We start from the raw sequence: 14,083 nt of genomic DNA on the forward strand, positions 1-14,083 counted from the left end.
GTCTTGTGTAACGCTGGGCGCGTTTCCATACTCGTCGGCACTATTGACCGACTGGTGAACGACATGGCCGCAGTGATCCGTTTCAATCAACCCGGTGATTCCTCCGTGCTGTGGGAAGACACCGTGGTCGAGCAGGCGCCGGGCGAAGGGCAGGCGTGGCTGCAGCAGGCGGCCGTGGGCGTGAACTACCTGGATGTCACCCAGCGCAATGGTGCGGTCAAGGTACCGCTGCCGTCCGGCTTGGGCCTGGAAGGCGCGGGCACCGTGATCTCGGTGGGGCCAGGGGTGACCAACGTGCAGCCAGGCGACCGCGTCGCCTATGCCACCGGGCCCTTGGGCGGCTATGCAGCGCAAAGGCTCTATCCGGCCGAACGGCTGGTGAAGCTGCCGGCCGGGGTCAGCTTCGAGCAGGCCGCGGCCGTGTTGTTCAAAGGCATCACTGCACAGTACCTGTTGAAATCCACCTACCCGGTAGGCCCCGGTACGACGATGCTGCTGTACGGCGTCGCCGGCGGCCTGGGCCAGATCATGGGGCAGTGGGCCAAACATCTGGGGGCGTACGTCATCGGTGTGGTGTCCAAACCCGAGAGCGTCGAGCGGGCAAAGGCGGTGGGCTGCGACGAGGTGCTGGTATTCGATGCGGCCACGCTCGCCGCGGACGTGGCGAAGCTCACCCAGGGCCGCAAGGTCGATGTGGTCTACGACCCGATTGGTCGTATCTCCTTCGAAGCGTCGCTGGACAGCCTGCGTCCGCGCGGCCTGATGGTGTCGTTCGGCGCATCGTCGGGTGCGCCCGGCGCGGTCGAGCTTTCGACCCTCAACGGCAAGGGCTCGCTGTTCCTGACCCGGCCTTCCATCGTCGCGCACACGGCTTCCACCGCCGAATACCAGGAGCGCGCAGCCGACGTCCTGGCGGCAGTCGAGGCGGGCATCATCACCCCGCGGATCTGGAAGACCTACCCCTTGACCGAAGCGGCTCGCGCCCATGAGGCGCTCGAATCGGGTCAGTCCGCGGGGGCGATCATTCTCGCCCCATGACCCCGGACCTGCTCGACAGTCAGCACAGCGACGAGATCGCCGCCTTCCTGGCCGTGGCCAGCCAAGGCTCGTTCGTCGCTGCCGGTCGCTTGCTCCAGCGTCATCCTACGGTGATCTCCAAGCGTCTGGCCGCCATGGAAAAGCGGCTGGGCGTGCGCCTCATGGAGCGTTCCACTCGCCAGGTCCGGATTACCGAAGTCGGCGCCAAGCTGGAACAGCGCCTGCGCTCAGCCCTGAGCCAGATCGTCGAAGCCGAGCAGCAGGCCACGTCAGGCGTTTCCCAGGTGCGCGGGGTCCTGCGCCTGGCGCTGCCAGCGGCCATGGGGCGCCTGTGGGTGGCCCCGTTGTTGCCCGAGTTCTTGAGCGCACACCCCGGTGTGTCGATCGTTGCCGACTACAGCGAGCACGTCGTCGACATCATCGAGCAAGGCTATGACCTGGCCCTGCGCATCGGCGAGCTGGAAGACAGCCGACTGATTGCCAACAAGCTCTGCGACCATCGCCGCATTCTCTGTGCATCCCCTGCCTACGTGGAACGCTGCGGCATGCCGCTGATGCCTGCAGATCTGGTCAGGCACAACTGCCTGCGTTTCAGCGGGCTGGCCTCGTTTCCGGAATGGAAGCTGCACCGCGCAGACCGTCAGGAAAGCGTGACCACGCAAGGCACCCTGACATCCAACGACAGCGAAACCCTGCTCAGCGCCGCAATGGCCGGCACGGGCATTCTGGGTGCGGGCGAATGGCTGATGAGCCGCCAGCTGGCGTCCGGCGACCTGGTTCAGATACTGCCCGACTGGCGATTGGACTCAGTGGGCGGAATCTACCTGATACGACCCTCTTCGAAGTTTCCGGCAGCGACCGTCCTGGCATTCAAGGCCTGGATCGAATCGCACTTCGTCGATGGGCCGCCTTGGGAGTAGATGTGCGGCGCAAGGGTCATGCTGGCGTCCGCCAACGAAATCGGAACCACGTCACAGTAGTAGCATATTGATATTAAAGACTTCCTCGATCCGTCCGATACCCCTTTCACTGTGCAAGCAAAAGAAATGGCCATGTGCCATTATTTCGGTTGCCGGTGAAAGATGGGTGATGTCATAATGGCATCATCGGCCACTACGTCCTGAATTTTGGAGCGTTGTGGTTTTGGTTGGCCGGACGTGTCGTTCGAAGGCTCGCAATGCTTCGCGATCATGCCCACCAACACCCGATCACGCTGTCAGTCACGATCCGACAGGATCGCCAGGGAACAATGGCGGCCTGGAACACCGCGTAGCGCACGGCATCAACGCGCCGGTTTCCAGGGTCTTTACAAACGCTCGCGCACGCGAACCTATTCTTGTCCAGAGGGATGAGAACCACGCAAGCAAGGTTGCTTCAATAGTCCCAGAAATGGGATTGCTACACTGGAATACGATGAATCGATCTATCTGCCTGATGTTCGGCCTGCTTCTGTCCGGCTGCAATGGCATCCCAACTCCCTTTGTCAGCGATGCCGCCTACAAAGACGCTTTCATGGTCACCTCGAGTCTTCCCGCCCCTCTCCTGTATCAGGCCTCGGCCGTGCAATGGAATGAGGATTACGCGGTTTCTGCCAAGCACACCCCTTACCTCAGTGACGTTGCGCACCGTGGTCGTGGCGATGTGGTCTTCATCAAGCGCAAGGCTGCTGCGGCTCCCCACTGGCGTCAGGCATCGGTCGGCGAAAACGTCACCGCCGTCGGCTTCAGTCCACTGTTGATGCCCGTCAAAGGCAGCGGCAAGGTGAAGGAAGGCAAGTTGCTGCTCAGCAACCTCAACGATGGCGTGCTCTATTCCATTCACGATGGTCCGAGCGCCATGGGCATGTCGGGTGGTCCGGTGTATGCGGATGACGGCTCGGTAGTCGGTATCACGGTGGCATTCGTGCCGACGCGCTACACCCAGTCCATGACCAATACCGACCTGGCCGACGCCAAGCGGGTGAGTGTGTTCATGAGCTACAAGGAAATCGACAAGGAATGGCATCGCTTTCAGGGCGACGTCAAAGTACCGGCCCCAGTCATGGGCTATGTGACACGTTGAGGGGATCGGGTGGAGGCGGGGGTGTTGTCAAGGCGGGGGACGTTGCGGAAGAAGCACGGCTCGGGCGGCCTTGGCAGCCGCCCAAGCCCCTCACTCATTTCTGAGCGCGAGCTGCGTCACGCAGTGCCTTGATCTTGTCATGGTTGCGCATGACGCCATCGAACTGCTTCTGGATCACGGCGCGTACCTCAGGGGTCACGTCATGGTTTTCCAGCGCTTTGGTGTAGCTCTTCTTGGCAACGTCTTCGCCGCGCTCTGCTTCGTTGAGCAGTGCGACGTCGTCCTTGCCGGTGATGGCCGACTTCAGGTCGACCCAACGACGGTGCAGATCGCCTGCAACGCTGGTGGTGGTTTCGGGTTCGCCACCGAGCTTGCGTACTTCGTTCTGCAGTTCTGCAGCACCGCTGGCGGTGTCGGAAGCGGCGGCTGCGAAGACTGCCTTCAGCTCAGGGTTGTTGGTGTTTTCGGCGAGATCCTTGAAACCAGCCTCACCATCTTTCGATGTTTCGATGAGGTCGTTGAGTACCTTGATCGTTTCTTTATGAGCGTCGGTCATTTCAAAATCTCCTTGGTGGACGGTCTGGCTCAGACCCAAGAGGCAGCCATGGCGTAGGCATGGTACGTACGCTGTGTTTAGGTCGCCCTGTTTGGCGGAAGGTTCCGATTTTTTTGAAATGGGCGGCTTGCCAGTCTTTTCCGGCACGTTGTCGTGGATCGCAAATCGGCCAAATGTCCGTCGCCGTCAGGCATCGGGCCCAGGCGCGCCGGCCAACTCCCTGACCAGTCGGTCCAGCTCGTCGAGTTCGAACGGCTTGCGCAGCACCACGGCGCCGGCGATGGCATCCAGTGCAAGGGTGTCGGCATAGCCACTGATGAAGATGATCGGTAACTGGGGCACGAGCTGGCGTGCCTTGCGCGCCAGTTCGGCGCCGTTCATCTCGGGCATCAGGAAATCGATGACCGCCGCGGCGCAGCGCGTGTTGCCCAGTATCGCCAGGGCCTTGCCGCCACGATCGGCTTCGAGCACCTGATAGCCCCGCACTCGCAGATCGTCGACCAGCACCGTGCGCACTGCGTCGTCATCGTCGACCACCAGCACCGGTTGGGCGAGAGGGGCGAGCGCCACCGTGACGCTGGTCGGCTGCGGGTTGATGGAATTCGCGCGTGGACGCTCGGCCATGGGCAGTACCAGTTCGAAGGTCGAGCCTTGGCCCGGTTCACTGGTGATCTTCAGGTCGCCGCCACATTGACGGCACAGGCCGTAGACCTGCGCCAGGCCCAGCCCGGTGCCGCGGCCCGATTCCTTGGTGGTGAAGAACGGCTCGCACGCCTTGGCCAGCACTTCCGCGGACATGCCGGTACCACTGTCGCTGACCCGGATCGATACGCTGGGCGGTGTACCCGGCGGAGCAGTCGGCGAGCATTTGACGGTGAACCAGCCGCCGTCGGGCATCGCGTCCCTGGCGTTCAGGGCGAGGTTGAGTATGGCCATTTCCAATTGCAGGGGGTCGGTGCTGACGAACAGGCTACGGTCAGGCGTCTGCATGTCGATATTGATGTCGGGGCCCAGCGCGTTGCCAACCAGTTCGAAGGCCGCAGTGACGGTGTCGGCAAGGCTGACTGCCGATACGTTCAGCCGTTGCGTACGCGAGAACGCCAGCAGCTGCCCGGTCAGGCGAATGCCCTTTTCCGTGGACAGCGTCGCCCGAGTCACGTACTTCGAGGCCTTGGGATCACTCTCTACATGGCGATGCAGCAGCTCGAGGTTGCCTGAAATGCCCATCAGCAGGTTGTTGAAATCGTGGGCGATACCGCCCGTCAGTTGTCCGATTGCATCCAGGCGTTGGGCGCGGTTCATCACCTGTTCGGCGACGATGCGTTGCGCCGACTCCTGTTCCAGTTCGGCGCGCTTCTGATCCAGCTCCAGTTCCAGACGCTGCCTGATGGTGGTTTCCAGGCGACGCTGCTTCTGCCGTTGCAGGTCCAGGCGCGCCGTGACCCGGCCGTCCTTGATGATCAGGATGACCAGCGGCAGAAACACCGTCGCCACCACCAGGGCCAGGGCGGCGGGCGCACCGATGGCGCGAGCGTTGATGGCCGACAGCAACAGCCAGCCGATCACTGGCAGGATGGCCGTGAGCAGCAATTGCCGACGGGTGACTGCGCCTGCACGGTTGCTTAGCGTGACCACGTTAAGCCAACCCTGATCGGCCTGAAAAAGCATCGTTGAAACAGCCAGGCAGGCCAGCGCTGCAGCGGTGTGGACCGCCATGGCATTGAACAGCAGCACCGAGTACAAATCCTTGACGCCGTAGGCATAGCCCAGCAGGCCAATGCCGGCCAGGCCGAAGGCGAGCAGGGCAAGTACATCGCAGGCTTTGTGGCGGCCAGCCAACTGGGCCATGCGGGCCACGCCCAGCAAAGCCAGGCAGCTCGCCGTGGCCGGCGAAACGCTACCGACCAGGAGCGCCGAAGGCGGAAACAGCCAGGCGTTCACCGCCGGGCTCAAGACGTCTGCACCGAGCAACAGGTGTGTGCCCAGCAAGGCGAATGCGCTGCTCGAAGCCAGGCCCGCAAGCAACCAGCTGGGTCGCGCGCGACGTCCCAGAAGGCTGGAAAGCGCCAGAGCGCAAAGCGCCATGGCGGTCAACGGCGACATGCCCATCAGGCCCGGCACCAGATAGCCCAGCAATGGCTGGCCCAGCAGGTATTCGCAGAGCGCGGTGGCACCGGTGAGCAGGGCCACCCACGACAACAGCTTGGCCACCCACCTGACCGATGTTGCGGCATGCAGACGGCTCAGTCCCCAGCCGGAGGTGTGGGCACCGGTATCCAGGTCGTCGTCGGGTGCGTGCATCGGCAATGGGACTCCGTGATGGGATGGTCGATCGAGGGCAGGTCGGCGCGGGGCGACGGACCGGGCATGGCGATGACATTTGTAGAGCCAATGCCGCCAATTCTCAAGCCTTTGGCATCGACCCTCGCCACGGGAAACTGCAGCCACGACTTGGCAGGCGGGGAATCGCTGCCGGCTGGCAAACCCTCGTGGAGCTCAGCAATCTGGCCACGCGGGCAAGGCAATCGGGACTGTCGCGACGCTTCGCCCAGCCTTGCCGCCTTGGCCATTCATACGCAGAGATCACCATGACACACATTCAGCAGGTACACGACGTCGTTGCGCGAACGCTATGGGGGGAGGCTCGTGGCGAAGGCATCGCCGGGCAGATAGCGGTGGCGTGGGTCATCCGCAACCGTGTGCATGATGCCAACCGCCGATCCTGGTGGGGCGAGGGCTACATCGGCGTGTGCCATAAACCCTGGCAGTTCAGCTGCTGGAACCCTGATGATCCCAATTACCCCTGTGTCAGCGGCGCTCGGCCCATTGCGCAGGCGCAATGGGCCCAGGCACTGATGGTGGCCGAACAGGTCATCGCCGGCGGTACGGCGGATCCCACCGACGGGGCCACGCATTACCATGCGTTGCGCATGCCCAGGCCACCGGCCTGGGCAGCCGGAGCGACCTGTACGCTGGTGTTGGGCGGTCACGCGTTCTTCAGGGATGTGCCGTGATCCCACGTGCCGTGGGGCAAGCCCGAGGCAGCGTTACAATCTGCGCAACAGTGTTTCACCGGCCAGCGCTAGGGCGATTTGTCGCAGCTGCCGGTTTTTTTTGATATCGTTGCGTAACTAACTAATTAGTTAATGCTGTGGCGGCACCCGGCAGCCTTTGTGGAACACGGCCGGGAGGCCGTTCAGGTCGTGGAAGTACTCACCGACATCGTCCCGACAAGCATGTCGCACAGGCTTGCCTACACTTTGCTCAACCTTCCAGAAACGTTCATGCGTCAACAGGATCATGCAACATGACTAAGCCTCAACCTTCACCAGCGGTGCGCCGCTGGCCCATCTGGGTCGCTGCCTTGGGCGTACTCGTATTCGGACTGCTCTACCTGGCTGGTGGTGGCTACCTGGCCACCTTGGGCGGCAGCTGGTATTTCCTGCTGGCCGGCCTGGGCATGACCGTCGCCGCCATTGCCCTATTCAAGTCACGCCTGCTCGGCGCATGGCTGTTCGCAGCGGTCATGGTGCTGTCGGTGATCTGGGCGCTGGTCGACGCCGGGCTCAACTTCTGGCCGCAGATTTCCCGTCTGTTCGCGCTCGGCGTGCTGAGCCTGGTGGTGGCACTGGCCTATCCGACCTTGCGTCGCGCCAATGGGCTGAACGGCGGTCGCGCCGGCTATGCGCTCGGCGCGCTGCTGGCCGTGGCCGTCGTGGCGGGCGCCGCCGGCATGTTCGTGCCGCATGCCTCGGTCGCCCCGACCGGCGAAGGCCCAGGCCTGACTCAGGTCACGCCGGCCAACGCGCAGAAGGACTGGGCCCATTACGGCAACGATGAAGGCGGCAACCGCTTCGCCGCTCTCGACCAGATCAATCGCGGCAACGTCGCCGATCTGGTTCCGGCCTGGACCTACCACACCGGTGACGTCGCCATCAGCAATGGCAACGGCGCTGAAGACCAGGCCACGCCGCTGCAGGTGGGTGACAAGGTGTTCATCTGCACTCCGCACAACAACATCATTGCGCTGAACGCCGACACCGGCAAAGAGCTGTGGAAAAACCAGATCAATGCTCAGGCTGCGGTCTGGCAGCGTTGCCGTGGCCTGGCCTACTTCGACGCCAGCAGTGCGGTGGTGGAGTCGAGCGAAGGCAATACGCCGGTCAAGGCCGTTGCGGTCGCGCCGGGTGCCAATTGCCAGCGTCGCTTGTTGACCAACACCATCGATGCTCGCCTGATTGCCGTGGATGCCGACACGGGTGAGTTCTGTGAAGGTTTTGGCAACAAGGGTCAGGTGGACCTGAAAGCGGGCCTGGGGAATGTCCCGGATTCCTACTATCAGTTGTCCTCCGCGCCGTTGATGGCCGGTACCACGGTAGTGGTCGGTGGTCGCGTCGCCGACAACGTCCAGGCCGACATGCCGGGCGGTGTGATCCGCGGTTTCGATGTGGTCACTGGCGAAATGCGCTGGGCGTTCGATCCGGGCAACCCCGAGGACAAGCAGGCGCCGACCGGCGACAACACCTATGTGCGCAGCACGCCCAACAGTTGGGCACCGATGTCGTACGATCCGAAGATGAACACCGTGTTCCTGCCCATGGGCAGTTCGTCGACCGATATCTACGGTGTCGAGCGCACGCCGCTGAATCACCGCTACGGTGCTTCGATCCTGGCGTTGAACGCGACCACCGGTGAAGAGAAGTGGGTCTACCAGACCGTGCGCAACGACCTCTGGGACTTCGACCTGCCCATGCAGCCAACCCTGATGGACTTCCCCAAGCCTGACGGCAGCAGTGTGCCGGCCGTGGTGATCGGCACCAAGGCGGGGCAGATCTATGTGCTGGACCGCGCGACCGGTCAACCGCTGACCGCCGTGCAGGACATTCCAGTCAAGGGCTCGGACATTCCTGGCGAACCCTATGCCAAGACCCAGCCGTTATCGGTGGGCATGCCGCAGATCGGCGCGCAACACCTGACCGAGTCGGACATGTGGGGTGCGACTCCGTTCGACCAGATGCTGTGCCGGATCTCGTTCAAGAAAATGCGCTATGAGGGTCTGTACACCGCGCCGGGTACCGATGTGTCGCTCAGCTTCCCGGGGTCTCTGGGCGGGATGAACTGGGGCAGCCTGTCGACCGACCCGGTGCATGGCTTCATCTTCGTGAATGACATGCGTCTGGGCCTGTGGGTACAGATGGTGCCTCAGCAGAAGGATGCCAAGGCGTCTTCAGGTGGCGAAGCGCTCAACACCGGCATGGGTGCGGTACCGCTCAAGGGCACGCCGTATGCGGTGAACAAGAACCGCTTCCTGTCCATCGCCGGCATTCCGTGCCAGGCGCCGCCGTTCGGTACCTTGACCGCAATCGACATGAAGACCCAGAAAGTTGCCTGGCAGGTGCCAGTGGGGACCGTGGAGGATACCGGGCCGATGGGGGTGAAAATGCACCTGCCGCTTCCAATCGGCATGCCGACGCTGGGCGGCACGCTGTCGACCCAGGGCGGCCTGGTGTTCATTGCCGGTACCCAGGATTACTACCTGCGTGCGTTCAACTCGGCCACCGGTGAAGAGGCCTGGAAGGCTCGTCTGCCGGTTGGCAGCCAGGGCGGCCCGATGACCTTCGTTTCGCCCAAGACGGGCAAGCAGTACGTGGTCATCACCGCTGGTGGTGCGCGCCAGTCGCCGGATCGCGGTGACTACGTGATCGCCTACGCGCTGCCCGACAAGAAGTAACCCCCACGCCGCGTGCACGGCACTCGCCGTGTACCCGGCAAACCGCGCCGAGGCCGGACGCGGCTCGCGCCGCTGCTACAGGGGATCGCAGCGTCAATGTTGCACGCGGTGTGCCAAACAAACCGCGTTGCACACTGAGGCGACTTGCACCATCCCTGTAGCAGCGGCGCATGCGGTATATCAGGCAAACCGCATTGCACACAGACGCGGCTTGCACCATCCCTGTAGCAGCGGCGCGAGCCGCGTCGGCGGCGCATGCGGTGTATCAGACAATCCGCGTCGAGGCCGGACGCGGCTTGCGCCGCTGCTACAGGGGATCGCAGCGTCAATGTTGCACGCGGTGTACCAGGCAAGCCGCGTCAACGGTTCACGCGGTGTGTCTACTTGCGCCGGGCGTCAAATCACCTGGGCAATGACCTGAACATTGCCCGCCATGCTGACTTCGTCATCCACGCTCTTGCCCAACAGGCTTTGCCCCAATGGCGAGCGCGGGGTGATGACCATGACCGTGCAGCCTTCGAAATCCAGCTTCAACCCCGCCGCATCGGGCCCCAGGAAAAACCACTGGCGCACACCGCTTTCAGAATCCAGCGCCACCAGTGCGCCCAGTTCGATCCCTGCCTGAAGATCACGCAACTGCAGTGCACGGAATTTCGCCAGCCCGTGGCGAATCTCTTCCATGCGCCGCGCTTGCCCGGTGGCCAGGTAGGACGCCTCCAACCCGAGCGTGTCGTACTTGTTCTCGGCCACGTTCTCTTCATGGGTGGCGGTTTCATAGGCCGTCTGCGCGGCACGCTGAGCCACGTCCAGATCAACGGTCAGGCGTTCGATGATGGCTTGCAACAGGGCAGGTTTGTTCATGGTTGGACTGACGGTGGGAACGAGCGGGCAATTGTCGCACGAACCGCCTTTAGTGCTTCTGTGCGCGGACGTTTATGCGGACAATAGCCGGCTTTGTGTAAACGTTTTCGTTGGAGTCAGCCATGAAGGCCACCTGGGACATTTTCTGCACGGTCGTGGACAACTACGGCGACATCGGCATCACCTGGCGCCTGGCCCGCCAACTGCAGGTCGAACACGGTATGCAGGTGCGCCTGTGGGTCGACGACTTGGTGCCATTCGCCCGTCTGTGGCCTGCCGCCAGCGCCGAACAGCCGCAGCAGTGGCACGACGGCGTGGAAGTCCGCCATTGGCGCGGCGAATGGCAGGCCACCGAGGTTTCCGATGTGGTGGTAGGTGCCTTCGCCTGCAAGCTGCCGCCTGAATACGTCGACGCCATGGCAGCGCGCAGCCGGTCCCCGTTGTGGTTGAACCTTGATTACCTCAGCGCCGAAACCTGGGTCGATGGCTGCCATGGTCTGCCGTCGCCGCAGCCGGGCGGGCTGCGCAAGTTCTTCTTCTTTCCCGGCTTCACCACCGGTACCGGAGGTTTGCTGCGCGAAGCCTGCCTGGTCGAGCACCGCGAGGCCTTCGAAGCCGATCCCGCAGCGCGACAGACGTTTCTGGCCGGGCTGGGCGTCGAGCCCGAGCCCGATGCCCGCCTGGTGTCGTTGTTCGCCTATGAGCACAGCGGGCTGGGGTCGTGGCTGGATGCCCTGGCCGATGACACGCGCAGCAACCACCTGCTGGTCCCCGAAGGCCGAGTGCTGGCCGACGTGCGCCAATGGTTGGGCGAGGCATCGCTGGACGTCGGCAGCCAGGTACAACGGGGCAGCCTGAAGGTGCAGGTGCTGCCGTTCGTCCGTCAGAGCGAGTACGACCGGCTGCTGTGGTGCTGCGATTTCAATGCCGTGCGCGGTGAGGACTCGTTCGTTCGCGCCCAGTGGGCGGCCGCACCGATGGTCTGGCATATCTACGTCCAGGAGGAATACGCGCACTGGGAAAAACTCGAGGCGTTTCTCGATCGCTACGGCCAGGGCCTCTCGCCCGCAGCCTACGCCGCGTTGCGCGGGCTGTGGCGGGCCTGGAACCAGAGCGTGGAGGGCGCCGACATCGGCCCGGCATGGCGCGAGGCCATTCGGCACTGGCCGGAACTGGTCGCGCACGCACGGCAATGGTGCGTCACACAGGCCGCTCAGCCTGATCTTGCAACGACGCTGGTGCAGTTTTACCGAAATTGGCTATGATACGCGGCCTAGATTTTTGTAAATCACCATCCAAATTCGGATATTCGTAATGAAAACTGGTAAAGAACTGAAACCCGGTACCGTGATCCGTATCGACAACGACCCTTGGTTGGTTCAGAAAGCTGAATTCACCAAGTCGGGCCGTAACAGCGCGATCATGAAGACCAAGCTGAAGAACCTGCTGACCGGCTACAAGACCGAAACCGTCTACAGTGCCGACGACAAGCTGGACGACGTGATCCTGGACCGCAAGGAAGCGACCCTGTCGTTCATCAGCGGTGACAGCTACACGTTCATGGATACCACCGACTACACCATGTACGAACTGAACGCCGAAGACATCGAGGCCGTTCTGCCGTTCGTCGAAGAAGGCATGACCGACGTCTGCGAAGCCGTGTTCTTCGAAGAGCGTCTGGTCAGCGTCGAGCTGCCGACCACCATCGTGCGCCAGGTCGACTACACCGAAGGTTCCGCTCGCGGCGACACTTCGGGCAAGGTGATGAAGCCTGCCAAACTGAAGAACGGTACCGAGCTGAGCGTTGCGGACTTCATCGAGATCGGCGACATGATCGAGATCGACACCCGTGAAGGCGGTTCGTACAAAGGTCGCGCCAAGTAAGCTTCCGGCCTGCTTGACTGCGATGCAAAAACCCGACCTGGAGTCGGGTTTTTTTATGCCCAATCACCGCCTATTCCGTAGGAGCGGTCATCGGCCGCGAAAAATTCACCGCGGTATACCTGTCACACCGCGGTGCTCTTTTCGCGGCCACTGGCCGCTCCTACAGGCCGGTGGGGCGGGGGGGTCAATGCGAATGCCTGGGCACCTCGGCGCCTCGACAGCCGACCAGGAAATCGAAATCACAGCCCTGGTCTGCCTGCATCACGTGGTCGATGTACAGCTGCCGATAGCCGCCCACCAGCAACGATTGCGCCGGTGCCTGCCAATCGGCCAGGCGGCCCTGCAGCTCGCTGTCGGAGATGTCCAGGTGCAACCGCCCGCTGGCGCAGTCCAGCTCGATGAAATCACCCTCGCGAACCACTGCCAGCGGGCCCCCGGCGGCGGCTTCAGGCGCTACGTGCAGCACCACCGTGCCGTAGGCCGTGCCGCTCATGCGCGCATCCGAAATGCGCACCATGTCGGTCACTCCCTGCGCGAGCAGTTTGGCCGGCAGGCCCATGTTGCCGACCTCGGCCATGCCTGGATAACCCTTGGGTCCACAGTTCTTCATGACCAGGATGGAGCTGGCGTCCACGTCCAGGTCCGGATCGTTGATGCGTGCCTTGTACATGTCGAAGTTTTCGAACACCACTGCGCGGCCGCGATGGGTCATCAGCGCCGGGGTCGCGGCCGAGGGCTTGAGCACTGCCCCCAGCGGCGCCAGGTTACCGCGTAACACGCAGATTCCGCCGTCGGCCACCAATGGGTTGTCGATAGCGCGGATCACCTCGTCCTCGCCATAGATCGGCGAATTCTGCACGTTCTGCCACAGTGACTGACCGTTGACCGTCAAAGCATCTGGATGAGGAATCAGGCCGTTTTCACCCAGGCGTCGCAGCACGGCTGGCAGGCCGCCGGCATAGTAGAACTCTTCCATCAGGAAGCGCCCGGAGGGCTGCAGGTCCACCAGGGTCGGCGTGCCACGGCCGATCCGGGTCCAGTCGTCGAGCTCCAGCTCGACGCCGATACGCCCGGCAATCGCCTTGAGATGGATCACCGCATTGGTCGATCCGCCAATGGCCGCATTCACCCGGATGGCGTTCTCGAACGCCTCTTTAGTCAGAATCTTGGACAGGCGCAAGTCTTCGCGGACCATCGCCACCGCCCGCATGCCGGACATGTGCGCCAGCACGTAGCGGCGCGAATCCACCGCCGGAATGGCCGCATTGTGCGGCAGCGAGGTGCCCAGTGCTTCGGCCATGCAGGCCATGGTGGAGGCCGTGCCCATGGTGTTGCAGGTACCGGCCGAGCGCGACATGCCGGCTTCGGCGGAGAGAAATTCGTCCAGGCTGATCTGGCCGGCCTTGTACGACTCATGCATCTGCCAGACGATGGTGCCGGCACCGATGTCGCGGCCCTTGTGCTTGCCGTTGAGCATCGGCCCGCCCGTGACCACGATGGCCGGTACGTCGCAGCTCGCCGCGCCCATCAGCAGGGCAGGGGTGGTCTTGTCGCAGCCGGTGAGCAGCACCACGCCGTCGATCGGGTTGCCGCGAATGGCTTCCTCGACGTCCATGCTCGCCAGGTTGCGGGTCAGCATCGCCGTGGGCCGCAGGTTGGACTCGCCATTGGAGAACACCGGGAATTCCACCGGAAAACCACCGGCTTCGATCACGCCCCGCTTGACGTGTTCGGCGATGGTACGGAAGTGGGCGTTGCACGGCGTCAGCTCGGACCAGGTGTTGCAGATGCCGATGATCGGCTTGCCGTTGAACTGGTGGTCGGCGATGCCTTGGTTCTTCATCCAGCTGCGGTACATGAAGCCGTTCTTGTCTGCCGTACCGAACCATTGGGCCGAGCGCAGGGGCGTTTTGTTATCAGGCATGGTGGCTCCCTTATTGTAAGACTTGTTT

Annotated in this window: 11 protein-coding genes; 7 read left to right on the plus strand and 4 right to left on the minus strand. The window is 63.0% G+C overall.

Annotated elements, in window-relative coordinates:
- Window positions 1–63 precede the first annotated feature (63 nt).
- The 3 genes from H7993_RS11185 to H7993_RS11195 all read left to right on the plus strand — a co-directional run bounded on the left by H7993_RS11185 (window position 64) and on the right by H7993_RS11195 (window position 3,099).
- The gene (locus H7993_RS11185; RefSeq protein WP_185794427.1) at window positions 64–1,038 is read left to right on the plus strand and encodes a quinone oxidoreductase family protein; all 975 of its coding nucleotides are present in this window, start codon (window positions 64–66) and stop codon (window positions 1,036–1,038) included.
- Window positions 1,035–1,958: a LysR family transcriptional regulator gene (locus H7993_RS11190; protein WP_122476139.1), complete on the plus strand. Its 924-nt coding sequence runs from the start codon at window positions 1,035–1,037 to the stop codon at window positions 1,956–1,958. The genes H7993_RS11185 and H7993_RS11190 overlap by 4 nt, the downstream gene beginning before the upstream one ends.
- A gap of 493 nt (window positions 1,959–2,451) precedes the next feature.
- Window positions 2,452–3,099: a S1 family serine peptidase gene (locus H7993_RS11195; protein ID WP_185794428.1), complete on the plus strand. Its 648-nt coding sequence runs from the start codon at window positions 2,452–2,454 to the stop codon at window positions 3,097–3,099.
- Window positions 3,100–3,193: 94 nt separating this feature from the next.
- On the opposite strand, the gene H7993_RS11200 is transcribed toward H7993_RS11195, so the two are convergent.
- The gene (locus H7993_RS11200) at window positions 3,194–3,655 is read right to left on the minus strand and encodes a PA2169 family four-helix-bundle protein (protein ID WP_122476136.1); all 462 of its coding nucleotides are present in this window, start codon (window positions 3,653–3,655) and stop codon (window positions 3,194–3,196) included.
- A 186-nt stretch (window positions 3,656–3,841) separates the two neighbouring features.
- The gene (locus tag H7993_RS11205; protein ID WP_185794429.1) at window positions 3,842–5,956 is read right to left on the minus strand and encodes an ATP-binding protein; all 2,115 of its coding nucleotides are present in this window, start codon (window positions 5,954–5,956) and stop codon (window positions 3,842–3,844) included.
- 287 nt (window positions 5,957–6,243) lie between these two features.
- Between H7993_RS11205 and H7993_RS11210 the strand changes: the two genes are divergently transcribed.
- Both H7993_RS11210 and H7993_RS11215 read left to right on the plus strand, forming a co-directional pair.
- Window positions 6,244–6,669, plus strand: a complete 426-nt coding sequence (locus H7993_RS11210; RefSeq protein ID WP_185794430.1) for a cell wall hydrolase — start codon at window positions 6,244–6,246, stop codon at window positions 6,667–6,669.
- Window positions 6,670–6,962: 293 nt separating this feature from the next.
- On the plus strand, window positions 6,963–9,386 hold the full coding sequence (locus H7993_RS11215) for a glucose/quinate/shikimate family membrane-bound PQQ-dependent dehydrogenase (RefSeq protein ID WP_185794431.1): 2,424 nt from the start codon (window positions 6,963–6,965) through the stop codon (window positions 9,384–9,386).
- Window positions 9,387–9,782: 396 nt separating this feature from the next.
- On the opposite strand, the gene H7993_RS11220 is transcribed toward H7993_RS11215, so the two are convergent.
- Complete coding sequence (locus H7993_RS11220) at window positions 9,783–10,247, minus strand: GreA/GreB family elongation factor (RefSeq protein WP_185794432.1); 465 nt, start codon at window positions 10,245–10,247, stop codon at window positions 9,783–9,785.
- 122 nt (window positions 10,248–10,369) lie between these two features.
- On the opposite strand from H7993_RS11220, the gene earP reads away from it, so the two are divergent.
- Window positions 10,370–11,512 carry an elongation factor P maturation arginine rhamnosyltransferase EarP gene (earP, locus tag H7993_RS11225; RefSeq protein ID WP_185794433.1) on the plus strand — a complete coding sequence of 381 codons (1,143 nt, stop codon included), beginning with the start codon at window positions 10,370–10,372 and terminating at the stop codon, window positions 11,510–11,512.
- A 49-nt stretch (window positions 11,513–11,561) separates the two neighbouring features.
- Complete coding sequence (locus H7993_RS11230; protein ID WP_049858924.1) at window positions 11,562–12,131, plus strand: elongation factor P; 570 nt, start codon at window positions 11,562–11,564, stop codon at window positions 12,129–12,131.
- Between the two features lie 184 nt (window positions 12,132–12,315).
- Here the strand turns inward: H7993_RS11230 and H7993_RS11235 are convergent, their stop codons facing one another.
- Window positions 12,316–14,055, minus strand: coding sequence for an IlvD/Edd family dehydratase (locus H7993_RS11235; RefSeq protein WP_185794434.1), 1,740 nt, complete (start codon window positions 14,053–14,055; stop codon window positions 12,316–12,318).
- Window positions 14,056–14,083: the final 28 nt, after the last annotated feature.

Origin of the sequence: Pseudomonas baltica (assembly GCF_014235765.1) — a bacterium.
Lineage (GTDB): Bacteria > Pseudomonadota > Gammaproteobacteria > Pseudomonadales > Pseudomonadaceae > Aquipseudomonas > Aquipseudomonas baltica.

Coding starts and splice junctions, on each gene's coding strand:
- H7993_RS11230 (WP_049858924.1), top strand. CDS start 11,562: ATGAAAACTGGTAAAGAACTGAAACCCGGTACCGTGATCCGTATCGAC.
- H7993_RS11205 (WP_185794429.1), bottom strand. CDS start 5,956: ATGCACGCACCCGACGACGACCTGGATACCGGTGCCCACACCTCCGGC.
- H7993_RS11235 (WP_185794434.1), bottom strand. CDS start 14,055: ATGCCTGATAACAAAACGCCCCTGCGCTCGGCCCAATGGTTCGGTACG.
- earP (WP_185794433.1), top strand. CDS start 10,370: ATGAAGGCCACCTGGGACATTTTCTGCACGGTCGTGGACAACTACGGC.
- H7993_RS11220 (WP_185794432.1), bottom strand. CDS start 10,247: ATGAACAAACCTGCCCTGTTGCAAGCCATCATCGAACGCCTGACCGTT.
- H7993_RS11195 (WP_185794428.1), top strand. CDS start 2,452: ATGAATCGATCTATCTGCCTGATGTTCGGCCTGCTTCTGTCCGGCTGC.
- H7993_RS11185 (WP_185794427.1), top strand. CDS start 64: ATGGCCGCAGTGATCCGTTTCAATCAACCCGGTGATTCCTCCGTGCTG.
- H7993_RS11190 (WP_122476139.1), top strand. CDS start 1,035: ATGACCCCGGACCTGCTCGACAGTCAGCACAGCGACGAGATCGCCGCC.
- H7993_RS11215 (WP_185794431.1), top strand. CDS start 6,963: ATGACTAAGCCTCAACCTTCACCAGCGGTGCGCCGCTGGCCCATCTGG.
- H7993_RS11210 (WP_185794430.1), top strand. CDS start 6,244: ATGACACACATTCAGCAGGTACACGACGTCGTTGCGCGAACGCTATGG.
- H7993_RS11200 (WP_122476136.1), bottom strand. CDS start 3,655: ATGACCGACGCTCATAAAGAAACGATCAAGGTACTCAACGACCTCATC.